The sequence below is a fragment of the Roseomonas sp. E05 genome, from assembly GCF_030063475.1.
Taxonomy (GTDB): domain Bacteria; phylum Pseudomonadota; class Alphaproteobacteria; order Acetobacterales; family Acetobacteraceae; genus Pseudoroseomonas.
In genome coordinates, this window is the sequence record NZ_JASIRT010000017.1 from 80,625 (window position 1) to 92,819 (window position 12,195).

At 71.1% G+C, this 12,195-nt stretch carries 8 protein-coding genes and 2 pseudogenes; 7 read left to right on the forward strand and 3 right to left on the reverse strand.

Annotation, left to right across the window (positions count from 1 at the left end):
- Genes QMO56_RS16870 through QMO56_RS16880 form a run of 3 tightly spaced genes read left to right on the forward strand, consistent with a single transcriptional unit; the run spans window position 1 to window position 3,506 of the window.
- Window positions 1–648: an ABC transporter ATP-binding protein gene (locus QMO56_RS16870; RefSeq protein WP_283527560.1), complete on the forward strand. Its 648-nt coding sequence runs from the start codon at window positions 1–3 to the stop codon at window positions 646–648.
- Window positions 617–1,801, forward strand: a complete 1,185-nt coding sequence (locus tag QMO56_RS16875) for a capsule biosynthesis protein (protein WP_283527562.1) — start codon at window positions 617–619, stop codon at window positions 1,799–1,801. The genes QMO56_RS16870 and QMO56_RS16875 overlap by 32 nt, the downstream gene beginning before the upstream one ends.
- Window positions 1,791–3,506, forward strand: coding sequence for a polysaccharide biosynthesis/export family protein (locus QMO56_RS16880; protein WP_283527563.1), 1,716 nt, complete (start codon window positions 1,791–1,793; stop codon window positions 3,504–3,506). Before QMO56_RS16875 ends, QMO56_RS16880 begins: the two co-directional genes overlap by 11 nt.
- A 143-nt stretch (window positions 3,507–3,649) precedes the next feature.
- On the opposite strand, the gene QMO56_RS16885 is transcribed toward QMO56_RS16880, so the two are convergent.
- Complete coding sequence (locus tag QMO56_RS16885) at window positions 3,650–5,797, reverse strand: tetratricopeptide repeat-containing glycosyltransferase family protein (protein ID WP_283527565.1); 2,148 nt, start codon at window positions 5,795–5,797, stop codon at window positions 3,650–3,652.
- 114 nt (window positions 5,798–5,911) lie between these two features.
- On the opposite strand from QMO56_RS16885, the gene QMO56_RS16890 reads away from it, so the two are divergent.
- The 3 genes from QMO56_RS16890 (at window position 5,912) to QMO56_RS16900 (ending at window position 9,953) form a co-directional block, all read left to right on the forward strand.
- The gene (locus QMO56_RS16890) at window positions 5,912–7,276 is read left to right on the forward strand and encodes a glycosyltransferase family 1 protein (protein ID WP_283527567.1); all 1,365 of its coding nucleotides are present in this window, start codon (window positions 5,912–5,914) and stop codon (window positions 7,274–7,276) included.
- Between the two features lie 330 nt (window positions 7,277–7,606).
- A complete protein-coding gene (locus tag QMO56_RS16895) occupies window positions 7,607–8,284 on the forward strand; it encodes a class I SAM-dependent methyltransferase (RefSeq protein ID WP_283527569.1) in 678 nt (225 codons plus the stop codon).
- Between the two features lie 154 nt (window positions 8,285–8,438).
- Window positions 8,439–9,953, forward strand: coding sequence for a phospholipase D-like domain-containing protein (locus QMO56_RS16900; RefSeq protein WP_283527571.1), 1,515 nt, complete (start codon window positions 8,439–8,441; stop codon window positions 9,951–9,953).
- Window positions 9,954–10,046: 93 nt separating this feature from the next.
- Here the strand turns inward: QMO56_RS16900 and QMO56_RS16905 are convergent, their stop codons facing one another.
- The gene (locus QMO56_RS16905; RefSeq protein ID WP_408906534.1) at window positions 10,047–10,964 is read right to left on the reverse strand and encodes an amidase; all 918 of its coding nucleotides are present in this window, start codon (window positions 10,962–10,964) and stop codon (window positions 10,047–10,049) included.
- Between QMO56_RS16905 and QMO56_RS16910 the strand changes: the two are divergent.
- Window positions 10,909–11,288: pseudogene (locus QMO56_RS16910) on the forward strand (helix-turn-helix domain-containing protein); the annotation flags it as partial. The gene QMO56_RS16905 and the pseudogene QMO56_RS16910 sit on opposite strands and share 56 nt — an antisense overlap.
- Before the next feature lie 49 nt (window positions 11,289–11,337).
- Here QMO56_RS16910 and QMO56_RS16915 read toward each other — a convergent pair.
- Window positions 11,338–12,195, reverse strand: a pseudogene (locus QMO56_RS16915) (IS256 family transposase); the annotation flags it as partial.

Here is a 12,195-nt window from a genome sequence, read left to right on the forward strand (position 1 = left end):
ATGCTCGAACTGCACAACGTCTGGAAGGTGTTCGAGAGCCGCCAGGGCCACAAGGAGGTGCTGCGCGGCATCCACGCCTCGTTCCGGCGGGGCCAGCATGTCGGCATCCTCGGCCGCAACGGCGCGGGCAAGTCCACCCTCCTGCGCGTGCTGGCGGGCGTCGAGGCGCCGACGCGCGGCTACATCCGCCGCAGCATGTCGATCTCCTGGCCGCTCGGCGGCGGCTATGGTATCCACACCAGCCTGACCGGCATCGCCAATGCGCGCTTCATCGCACGGCTCTATGGCATGCCGCTCCAGCGCACGGAGGAGTTCGTCGCCGACTTCTCCGAGCTCGGCCCCTACTTCCATGAGCCGGTGAAGAGCTACTCCTCCGGCATGCGCTCGCGCCTGCTGATGGCGCTGTCCTTCGCGGTGGACTTCGAGTGCTACCTGGTGGACGAGGCCCTCTCGGCGGGCGACGCCCGCTTCGCCAACAAATGCCTCGAAGTGTTCGAAATACGGCGCCAGGACGCCGCGATGATCATGATCTCGCACAATGCCTCGCACGTGAAGCGCTACTGTGACACGGCCGCGATCCTGCGGAATGGCATGCTGGAATTCTACGAGGACGTCGATGAAGCTATCGCCGCCTACCAGGGCCTCTGACGCAGGCCTCGCCGGCATCCCCACGAGCGCTTCCGCCGGCAGGCGGCGCCGCTCGCCGCTGGCACGCGCCCTGTGGCGGCGCCGCTTCTATCTGCTGCTCGTGGTGCTGCCCACCCTGCTGACCGCAGCCTATCTCTACCTCTTCGCGGCGGGGCAGTATGTCTCGGAGGCGCGCTTCCTGGTGCGCGGCCGGCAGGAGGGCGGTCCTTCCACCGCCCTTGGCCAGATGATCGGCGCCGCAGGCTTCAAGCAGTCGAACGAGGAATCGCTGGCCGTCCGCGACTACCTGCAGTCGCACGATGCGCTCTCCGCTTTGCAGAGGAACATCGACCTGACCGGCCTCTACCGCCGCCCGGAGGCCGACATCCTGTCGCGCCTGTGGATCGCCGACCCGCCGCTCGAATTCCTCGAATTCTACCATCTCAGCATGACGACGGTGAAGAACGACTCCACCTCCGGCATCACCACCCTGCGCTCGCGCGCCTTCCGGCCCGGGGATGCGAGGCTGATCGCCGAGGAGCAGCTCCGGCTGGCCGAGGCCTTCATCAACCAGCTCTCCGCCCGTGCCCGCGAGGAGACGCTGCGCGTGGCGCGCGAGGAGCTGGAGCGCGCCGAGCAGCGCGTACTGGCTTCGCAGGCGGCACTCACGGCGTGGCGGCAGCGGGAGCAGGCGGTGGACCCGACCCGCAGCGCCGCCATCGGCCTGGAAGGGCTCGGCGCGCTGGAAAGCGCGCTGACCGCTGCCCGCGCCGAGCTGCAGGAGAAGTCGGCCTTCATGCGGCCGGACAACCCGCATATCGCCAGCCTGAAGAACCGCATCAGCTCGCTGCAGTCCGAGATCGCGGCCCAGCGCCAGCGCATGACGCAGGGGAGCGAGGCGCTGCCCGGGCAGCTCGCCAGCTATGAGCGGCTGCAGCTGGAGCGAGAATTCGCGGACAAGCAGCTCGCCTCCGCCACGGCCTCGCTGGAGACGGCACGGCTCGATGCGCAGCGGCAGCAGCTCTTCCTCTCGCGCGTGGTGGAGCCGAACCTCGCCGAATACCCCCTCTATCCCCGCGCCGGGCTGATCGTGCTGAGCGTCTTCGTGGTGCTTTCGGCCCTTTACGGCATTGGCTGGATGCTGGTTGCAGGAATTCGTGAACATGCCCTCTAGTCGTGCGCTGCTCTCCGCCGCCCTGGTCCTGCTGGCAGTCAGCGGGGTGCCGGCATGGAGCCAGAACCTGACGGCGCCGGTCCCCGCCCTCATGGGGCAGCCGCAGCAGGTGCCGCAGCTCCTGCCGGAGAGCAACATCGTCAATCGCGCCGGCAGCACCACCGAGGCCGAGGCGGGCGCCACCGTGGAAGGCCCGCTGGCCGATCCGCTGCGTCCCGCGGGGCCGAGCCGCACGGTGTTCGGCGCCGCGCTGTTCAACCGCGGTGCGCCCTCGCCCTCGGAAAGCACCAATCCCAACTATCGCCTCGGCCCGGGCGACCGCGTCAGCGTGCGCGTCTGGGGGCCGGTGGAATCCGAGGTGGTCGGCGCGATCGACCCGGAGGGCAACCTGTTCCTGCCCTCCATCGGCCCGCTGCGTCTGGGCGGCGTGCGCGCCGGCGACCTGCAGCGCACCATCGAGGGGGAAGTGCGGCGGGTCTACACCCAGCAGGTGCAGGTCTATGCCGTGCTGCTCTCGGCCAGCCAGATCGGCGTCTACGTCACCGGCTTCGTGAAGATCCCGGGCCGGCACATGGGCTCGGGCTCCGAGACGGTGCTCGACTTCCTGCTGCGCGCCGGCGGCGTGGACCCGGTGCGCGGCTCCTACCGCGACATCGTGGTCAACCGCGGCGGCAAGGCGGTGGTGCGGATCGACCTCTACCCCTTCCTGCTGCGCGGCCAGCTGCCGAAGCTGATCCTGCAGGAGGGCGACACCATCGTCGTCGGCAAGCAGGGCGCGACGATCTCGGCCGATGGCGCCGTGCGCAACAACTTCCTCTTCGAGGTGGGCGGCCGCGCGATGAGCGGCAGCGAGCTGGTGGACCTCGCCGGGCCGCTGCCCTCGGCCACCAATGCCGTCATCCGCGGCACGCGCAATGGCCAGCCCTGGTCGCGCTACGTGGACGTGGCACAGCTGCGCAAGCAGTCCCTGCTGGACCAGGACGTCGTCACCTTCATCACCGATGCCCCGGCGCCCACCGTGCGCGTCTTCGTCGAGGGCAGCCGGATCGGCCCTTCGGTGCTGGTGGCCGACCGCGACATCACCCTCTGCCAGCTGCTCGACCATATCGCCGTCGATCCCGTGCTGGCCGACACCCAGTCGGTCTACCTGCTGCGCAAGCGCCTCGCCGCGCAGCAGCGCCGCGCGATCAACGAGGCGTTGGACCGGCTGGAGCGGCAGCTCTTCACCGCCACCTCGGCGACCACCGGCGTGGCCGATATCCGCACCCAGGAGGCGCAGCTCGTCTCCAACTACATCCAGCGCGGCCGGCGCATCCAGCCGGAGGGCCGCCTGGTGGTGGTGGACAGTGGCGGCCGCTGCTCGCCCGTCCGGCTGGAGGATGGCGACACCATCGTGATCCCCGAGCGCTCCGACACCGTGCTGGTGGCGGGCGAGGTGATCACGCCGCAGGCCGTGCTGTGGCAGCCCAAGATGACGATCGACCAGTATGTCGAGAAGGCCGGCGGCTACACCCAGCGTGGCGACAGCGGCGGCGTCATGATCCGGCGCGCCAGCGGCCAGATCATCCTCGACCCGCGTGAGGGGCCGCGTCCGGGTGACGAACTGATCGTCCTGCCGCAACTCGGCGCCAAGAGCTTCCAGATCACGCGCGACCTGCTGCAGCTTATCTATCAGTCGGCACTCTCGGTGCGGGTCTTTCAGTAATCCGCGGAAGAAAAGGGCGGGGGAAGGAATTCCCCCGCACCCCCATCTTCTTTTCATCAGTCTTGGCGGCCCCTTTCCGCCAGCGCGGGAACTGGCAGAAAAAAGAAGGGGTCAGGGGGGGAATTCATTCCCCCCGCTTCACATCATGTTTCGCGCAGCGGGGTGGCCGCGACGAAGTGGCGTGCCTCCAGCAGGGCCAGCCGCTCGGCGGGCTCCTCCAGCCGGGTGAAGCCGAACGCCCGCACACCAATGCCGACCGGGCGCCCCGCCGCATCCTGCCCCGGCTCCCGGCACAGGATCTCCACCTGTAGTGCCTCGCCGCCGGGTGGCACATCCACCCCCGCCGGGAAGCGCCTGCGGGGCGGTACGATCACCGACAAGGGCGGCCCCGCCGGCACGCCGTTGCGCAACGCCTGCAACTCCACCGGCTGCTCCACCTCGGCACCCTCCAGTTCCAGCTCCAGGCGCAGCGCGCCGCCATGCCCGGTGCCGAGGGGAAGGGTGAGGAAGGCGGTGCCGGGACGGGTCCAGCAGCCCCAGTCCTCCAGCGGATACCAGCCTTCCCCCTCGCGCACGGTTTCCGCCACCGCCATGGCCAGGCTGGGGCGGCTTGCGGCAAGGCGGCGCAGCGGGTGCAGGCAGCCGGCCGCCAGCGGCAGGCGTGGCGGCCCGTCCGCGGCAGGCAGGGCCAGCCGCTCCGCCTCGGCCAGCAGCTGCGCCGCGACCGCACCCCAGCTGCGCAGCCGAACGGCGGCGGCCCGTGCCTCGGCCTCGGCGCGGAAGGCGGGATCGGTGATCAGCTGCGTCAGCTTCTCGACCAAGTCCGGCTCATTGCCCGCCGCGAAGAACACGGCGGCGCCCTGGCCGGATTCGAGCAGGGCGGAGTGGCCCGGCGCCAGCACCGCCCGGCCATGGGCCAGGCTCTCGGTCACCGGCAGGCCCCAGCCCTCGTGCAGGCTGTTGTAGAGGGTGAACAGGCTCCTGCCGTAGAGCGCCGCGAGCAGCGGGTCGGCCACGTCCTCCAGCATGTGCACCTTGCCGCGCAGTTCCGGCGCCTGCTCCAGCAGCGCGAGCGCCGCTTCCGCCCGCCAGCCCGGCTGGCCGACGCAGACCAGAAGCGGCACCTGGCGCGCCCCCAGCCGGCGCAGCAGCGCCAGCCAGGCGCTGAACACCAGCCGGTGATCCTTGCGCCCCTCGATGGTGGAGACGAACAGCACGAAGGGCGTGCGGCTGCGCAGCAGGGGATGCTCGGAGGCCCGGCCGGGCGGCAGGGGGCGGGGGGCGGCATCCATCCGCACGACCGCGGCCGGCGGCACCGGCAGTTCCGGCAGCATCGCGGCATGCAGGCGCCGCATGTCGTCGCGGGTGGAGCGGGAGACCGTCAGCACCCCCTCGGCATGCAGCGCCAGATTGGCGAACCAGCGGGCATAGCCCTGTACCGTACTCTCCTGGCACTGCTCGGGCAGCAGCAGCGGCACGCAGTCATGCAGCAGCGGCACGTGCCGCAGCCCATCCCGCGCGCGAGCCTCGCGCAGCGTGGCGAGGAAGCCGGGCATGCCCCAGGTGCCACCCAGCGCCACCAGCACCGCCCCCGGAGCGAAGCGGAGCGGCGGGGCCTGGCCAAGCAGCGTGCCCAGCAGCCCGGCAGCCTCCTGCCAGGCCGGGGCGTCGGTCTCGGTGCCGCTTGCCATCAGGTGGGCCAGCCGGTGCAACAGGGCAGGTGGCAGGTCGCGCCAGCCATCGGCCTCCGGCGGCATGGCGCAGAGGCGCGGCGGCTGCGGCCCGGCCAGCGCTGCCAGCGCGACCCCGAGCTGCACCCGCTGGATGCCGCTGGGCACCCGGTGGCCGTGATGGATCCAGTTGGCGAGGTCGGTCAGGTCCAGCACGATCCCGCCCGCGGGCGAGGCGGCGCGGCGCGGCTCGTGCGCCACCAGCGCCAGCCATTCCACCCAGGGCGCCTGCGCCGCCGGGTCCAGCGCGAGGGCCTGCGCATAGGCCTCCCGCGCCGCCTCCCGCTCGCCCCGGAGCTTCTCGGCATGGCCGATCTGCAGCGGGATGTCGGCATCCTCCGGGCGCAGCCGCGCGGCGGAGCGGTAGAGGGCGAGGGCCTGCGCCACCTGCCCGGCTTCCTTCAGGCAATGCGCCTGCTGCACCTGCATGCCCGCATCATCCGGACGCAGCCGCAGGAAGGCGGCGTAGGCCGCCGCCGCCGCCGGCCATGCGCCGCGGTCCCGCAGGCTGTCGGCCTGCCGGCGCAGTGCTTCCGCCTGCCGCTCCGCGTCCTCGTCCATGTCCTGCCCCTTCTGACCGCCTCCGTCTTACGGCCTCCGGTGGCCGCCGGGTCAAGAGTGGGGGGACGGCGCTTTCGCTTCCTCTGCGAAGCGTGACTCGGCTAAATTCAACCCATGCAGCCCCGCATCTATCTCGATGGCTACAATCTCGCGCTCGACCAGGGCACCGGGGTTGCCACCTATGCCCGCAACCTGAGCTTCCGCCTCGGCGCCATGGGCGCGGAGGTCGGCGTGCTCTACGGCACCCGCGCCAGCCCGAGCCGCAACGACCTGATCCGCGAGATCGCCTTCTTCGACAACCGGGTCGGCGAGGCGCCGGCGCTGCTGCGCTGGCTGCGCAACGCGCGGCGCACCGTGCTCGGCCCCTTCGGCGAATACGCCACCGGCGTGCCCGTCACCGGCCGCGTTGTGGCCACCACCTTCGAGAGCCGGCTGCCGCATTTCGACCATCTCTGGAACGTCGAGAACGGCTTCGTCCAGGCCGTCAACCACTTCAAGCTGTTCAAGAACCGGCTGCGCGTGCGGATGCCGCGCCCGCCCGAGATCATGCACTGGACCTATCCGCTGCCGATGCAGGTGGTGGGCGCCAAGAACGTCTACTGCCTGCACGACCTGGTGCCGCTGCGCCTGCCCTTCACCACGCTGGACCACAAGCGCCGCTATTTCCGCCTCAACCGCATGCTGGTGCGCAAGGCGGACCATATCGTCACCGTCAGCGAGGCCTCCCGGCGCGACATCATCAACCTGCTCGGCGCCGACCCGGAGAAGGTCACCAACACCTACCAGTCCGTCGAGCTGCCGCGGAAGTTCACCGACAAGCCCGAGGCCGAGGCGCGCGACGAGATCCGCGGCAGCTTCGGCCTGGACTGGAAGGGCTACTTCCTGTTCTTCGGCGCCATCGAGCCGAAGAAGAACGTCGGCCGCATGATCGAGGCCTTCCTCGCCTCCGGCTCCGAGCTGCCGCTGGTGATCGTCGGCAAGCAGGCCTGGAAGAGCGAGGAGGAGCTGCGCCTCCTGTTCGACGACCACATCCGCTATCAGGTGCAGGAGGGCAGCATCCTCCGCACGCGGCGCAAGATCATCCTGCTGGACTACGCGCCCTTCCGCCTGCTGGTTTCGCTGATCCGCGGTGCCAAGGCGGCGCTCTTCCCATCGCTCTATGAGGGCTTCGGCCTGCCGCCGCTGGAGGCGATGAAGCTCGGCACCCCGGTGCTGACCACCAACACCTCCTCGCTGCCTGAGGTGGTGGGCGACAGCGCCCTCACCGTGGACCCCTACGACGTCCGTGCCATCGCCGAGGGCATCCGGGCGCTCGATTCCAACGCCGAGTTGCGCGGCTGGCTGTCGGATGCCGGGCCGAGGCGTGCTGCCCTGTTCAGCGGCGAGGCCTATGAGAAGCGGCTGGGCGAAGTCTATGCCCGGCTCGGCGCCCGGATTCCGGAGCCGGCCGCCGAGGCGCCGCCCCTTGCGGCGGAGTAGGAGGGCACCTCCGTCCAGGGCCAGGAGGGGCGGCGCCCCTCTTGGTTCTCCTCGCCGGCGCATTGAATGCCCCCGCCCCCATCCTTGGTGCGACGCCCCGGGACGCGGTGGTTGCCCTCGCGCCGCGGGACGCATTAGGCTGCCTCCGCTCTGGCGGAGCTGAACGGCACGAGGCCGGAAAACGACTTGCCCCGCGCGGGACGGGCTTCCGCCAGGGTCAAGCATGTCCAGCCGCCAGCAGCCTTTCCCCCCCTCTCGACCCGTGACCCGCCCCCGTGCGGCATGGATGACGCGCGCGGCGTCACGGTCCCAGCAACGGGATGCCGTGCCATGAGCGATTCCAGCACCTTCCTCCCGGTCTCCGACGCCTATGACCGCTGGGCTGCCACCTATGACCGCGACGACAATCCGCTGGTCTTCGCGGCCCGCCGCGCCATGGCCGGGCTGGCGGCGGAGGCCAGCGGCCTCGATGTGGTCGAGTTCGGCTGCGGCACCGGGCAGAATCTCTCCCTGCTGCGCCGGCACGGTGCCCGCAGCCTGCGTGGCTGCGACCTCTCGGCGGGAATGCTCGCGCAGGCCCGGGCGCGCGACCCGGCACTGCAGCTCTGGCAGCAGGACATGGCGGCGCCCCTGCCGCTCGCGGACAGGATGGCCGACCTCGCGCTGTTCTGCCTTTCCCTGGAGCATGTCGCCGCCCTGGCGCCGCCTTTGGCCGAAGCGCGGCGCGTGCTGCGGCCCGGCGGGCGGCTGGCCGTCATCGAGATTCATCCCTTCATGACGCTGGGGGGCATCGGTGCCCATTTCCACGACGCGGCCGGGGAGGTGCGGATGCCCAGCCTCCCGCACAGCTTCGCGGATTATCTCAACAGCTTCGCCACGCTCGGCCTGCGGCTGCTTCACTGCCGGGAGTGGCGCCCGCGCGACCTCGGCAACGATCCGCCTCCCAAGGCGCTGAAACGGGGGCCGGATTTCCCGCTGCTGGTGCAGTTCGCCCTGGCGCGGGACTGAGCGGGCCACCGGGAGAGAAACGGCCGGGGGAAAGAATTCCCCCGGCCCCCCATCTTTCTTCATGTCCGCGAGGTCATCCAAATTTTTCAGGCTGCCGCAGAACGCAAGCCTTGGCTTCGCGTTGAGCCGGCTGAAAGGGGGCCCAAGGATGCTCATGCACACCGGTCCGTCCGGCACCACCCATCGCCCGACACCCGTCCGCCTGCCGGAAGGGCGTGGCACCGGCGCGCAGGCCGCGGCAAGCCTGCTCGTGCCCGGAGAGACCTGCTGGGCCCTCGAACGCACCAACCGCTTCGCGGTGATCATCGACGGGGCGGACTATTTCCGCGCCGCCAAGGCGGCGATTCTGAAGGCACGCCACCACGTGCTGCTGATCGGCTGGGACTTCGACGCCCGCGTGGCGATGGAGCCGGAGCGGCAGACCCTGCCCGGCCCCAACCGCATCGGCCGCTTCCTGAACTGGATCGCCCGCGAGCGGCCCGACCTGCAGGTGCGCATCCTGAAATGGGACCTCGGTTTCCTGCGCACCCTCGGCCGGGGCGAGACCCCCTTCTTCCTGCTGAACTGGCTCGTCGGCCGCAAGATCCGGCTGAAGCTGGACGGCGCCCACCCCGCCGGCGCCGCGCACCACATGAAGCTGATGATCATCGACGATGCGCTGGCCTTCTGTGGCGGCATCGACATGACGGTCGGCCGCTGGGACACGCGTGCGCACCGCGCGGACTGCGCAGGCCGCACCAGCCCGCGCGGCAGCCCGCTCGGCCCCTGGCACGACGCCACCACCTGCGCCGACGGCCCGCTCGCCCGCCGCCTGGCCGAGCTGGCGCGCGAGCGCTGGCACCGCGCCACCGGGGAGCGGCTCGACGCCCCGCCCCCCGGCAGCGATCCCTGGCCGGACGGGCTGGTGCCGGATTTCCTCGACGCGCAGGTGGGCATCGCCCGCACCATCGGCGCCTACAAGGACTACCCGCAGGTCTGCGAGGTGGAGGCGCTGACCTTCCGCGCCATCGCCGCCGCACGCCGCACGCTCTACATCGAGAGCCAGTATTTCGCCTCGCGCCGCATCGCCGAAGCGATCGCCGCCCGGCTGCGGGAGCCGGACGGGCCGGAGGTGGTCATCATCAATCCCGACACGGCCGATGGCTGGCTGGAGGCCAAGGCCATGGACTCGGCGCGCAGCCGGCTGCTCCGCCTGGTGCAGCGGGCCGACCGGCATGGCCGCTTCCGCATCTTCCACCCCGTCAACGCGGCCGGCCAGCCGATCTACGTGCACGCCAAGATCCTCTGCGTGGACGACATGCTGCTGAAGATCGGCTCGGCCAACCTGAACAACCGCTCGCTCGGCTACGACACGGAATGCGACGTCGCCATCGAGGCGGCGGCCTGCACCGATCCGGCCCAGGCGCGGGCCCTCATCGCCCGGCAGCGGGACGACCTGCTGGCCGAGCACCTCGGGCAGAGCGCGGAGGCGGTCGCGGCGGCGCTGGAAGCAGCCGGCGGCTCGCTGATCGGCGCCATCGCCGCGCTGGACGCCGGGCCGAAGCGGCTGCTCCCGCTGCACCCGCGTCCCCTCACGGCCGACGAGGAGATCATCGCGGAGTCGGACCTCGTGGACCCCGAGCGCCCGACCAGCCTGCGGCACGAACTCCGCGGCCTGCTTCCCGGCTGAAGCGCGGGCCGGCCCCGGCCTTCCTGCTGGCCGCGCCCCTCGCTGGGCCGGCCCCCGGGAGGCGGGGGCTGCCCCCCGGAAGCCCCGGCGGCGTCAGGCGGCTTCCAGCGCCAGCGGCGGCGTCCGCGCCACCCCCCACCCCTCGGTGATCTTCTCCACCGCGCGCCCGGTGCGCAGCAGCAGCGCCTCCTCGAAGGGCCGCGCGACGAGCTGCGCCGAAAGCGGCAGGCCCTCCTCGCTGAGGCCCACGGGCAGGGAGAGCGCCGGGTTGCCGGTGACGTTGAAGGGGATGGACTGGATGTTCATCGGCCCCGCCCGGTCCGGCGGATACGCGTCGAAGCGCGGCGCCGGGCCCAGGGCCATGGCGGTCAGCAGCAGGTCGTGCCGCTTCAGCGCCTCACGGTTCACCGCCTCCGAGAGTTCGCGCCGCAGCCGCTGCGCCTGGATGTAGTCCGCCGCGCTGATCGTCGCGCCGGTGGCGACGCGCGCCAGGAAGATGGCGCCGTAATCCAGCGGCCGGTTGCGCAGGTCGGCCTCGTGGATCGCATAGGCCTCGGCGGTCATGATGATGCGGCCGCAGGCGCTGAACAGGTCGTAGTCCGGCAGCGTCACCTCCTCGACGGTGGCGCCCTGCGCGGCCAGCGCCTCGGCCAGCCGCTCCAGCGCGGCGCTGGTCGCCGGCGTCAGCCCTTCGGCCTTGCGGTAGAGGTTGCGCGGCAGGCCGATGCGCAGGCCGGCGACACCCTCCTCCAGCCGGGCGCGGAGGTCCGGCACGGGGCGATCGACGCTGGCCGGGTCGGCGGGGTCATAGCCGGCGATGAGCTGTGTGGCGATCGCTGCATCCTCCACGCTGGCGGTGAGCGGCCCGCAATGGTCCAGCGTGTAGGAAAGCGGAAAGACGCCGCGCCGGCTGACCAGCCCATAGGTCGGCTTCAGGCCGACGGTGCCGCAATAGGCGGCCGGGCTGGAGAACAAGGCGATCTGCGCTGAGGTCGGTGCGGACGCCAACACGGTTTCGAAGTGGCGGCGGCGCTTCGCCGCGCATCGGCTGGATGGGCTGCTGGACGAGCCGAGGCCAGGTACACCGCACCGGATCGGCGATGACGCGATCGCCGACATCATTCGCCTGACGCTGGAGGCGACCCCGCCCGGATCCACGCGCTGGTCGCTGCGCTCGATGGCCAAGGCGGTCGGCTACGCGCCCTCCACCGCATCTGGCGCGCCTTCGGCCTGCAACCGCACCGGAGCGAGACCTTCAAGCTCTCCAATGATCCGTTGTTCGTCGAGAAGGTGCGCGACATCGTCGGGCTGTATCTCAGCCCGCCGGACCGGGCGCCGGCGGGACTGTCAGGAATTTCGTGTGTGGCGGAGCGGTTGAACACGCTCAGGCCATGGCGCGGGTGAAACGCTCGCCGAACAGGACGACGAACTGGGCCTTGGCGATGGACCACTCCCGCGGCGGCATGGTCCACTCCTTCTCCGCCCGGTTCAAGACCAGAAAGAGGAGCTTCAGGGCCGCGTCGTCGGTGGGGAAATGCCCCCTGGCCCGGACCGCCCGGCGCAGCTTCGCGTTCAGCGCCTCGATGGCATTGGTGGTGTAGAGAAGGCGCCTGATTTCAACGCTGAAGGCATAGAAGGGCACCACCTCGCCCCAGGCACGGCGCCAGCTCTGGCCAATGGCCGGGTATTTCTGGCCCCATGTGCCAGCCTCAAAGGCGGCCAGGGCCGCCTCGGCGGCGGCGGCATCCACCGCCTGGTCGATCGCCTTCAGCGCCGCGGCCACCGTCTTGCGGTCCTTGTGGGCGACGAAGTCCAGGCTCTGCCGCAAGAGGTGGACGATGCAGGTCTGCACCATGGCTTCCGGGAACACCGCCAGGATGGCCTCGGGGAAGCCCTTCAGCCCGTCCACCACGGCCAACAGCAGATCCTCGAGGCCGCGGCCGCGCAACTCGTTCATCACCCGCAGCCAGAACTTCGCGCCCTCATTCTGCTCCAGCCATAGCCCCAGGATCTCCTTGCCGCCGTCGGCGCGAACCCCGAGTGCGATGTGCACCGCCTTGTTGCGGACCAGGGCTGCGCGGGCTTACGCCGCGCCACTGGCGCGACGTTCCTGCTCGCCGTCCCGGATCTTCACCCGCAGCGCATCGAAGAACACCACCGAGCAGACCGGCTCCAGCGGCCGGCTCTGCCAGGCGGCGATCTCGTCCAGCACGGCATCGGTGACGGCGCTGACCAGGTCCGG

Excerpts from the sequence above, each read along its gene's own strand:
- QMO56_RS16885 (WP_283527565.1), bottom strand. The coding sequence starts at position 5,797 with ATGGACGAGGACGCGGAGCGGCAGGCGGAAGCACTGCGCCGGCAGGCC.
- QMO56_RS16890 (WP_283527567.1), top strand. The coding sequence starts at position 5,912 with ATGCAGCCCCGCATCTATCTCGATGGCTACAATCTCGCGCTCGACCAG.
- QMO56_RS16895 (WP_283527569.1), top strand. The coding sequence starts at position 7,607 with ATGAGCGATTCCAGCACCTTCCTCCCGGTCTCCGACGCCTATGACCGC.
- QMO56_RS16870 (WP_283527560.1), top strand. The coding sequence starts at position 1 with ATGCTCGAACTGCACAACGTCTGGAAGGTGTTCGAGAGCCGCCAGGGC.
- QMO56_RS16875 (WP_283527562.1), top strand. The coding sequence starts at position 617 with ATGAAGCTATCGCCGCCTACCAGGGCCTCTGACGCAGGCCTCGCCGGC.
- QMO56_RS16880 (WP_283527563.1), top strand. The coding sequence starts at position 1,791 with ATGCCCTCTAGTCGTGCGCTGCTCTCCGCCGCCCTGGTCCTGCTGGCA.
- QMO56_RS16900 (WP_283527571.1), top strand. The coding sequence starts at position 8,439 with ATGCACACCGGTCCGTCCGGCACCACCCATCGCCCGACACCCGTCCGC.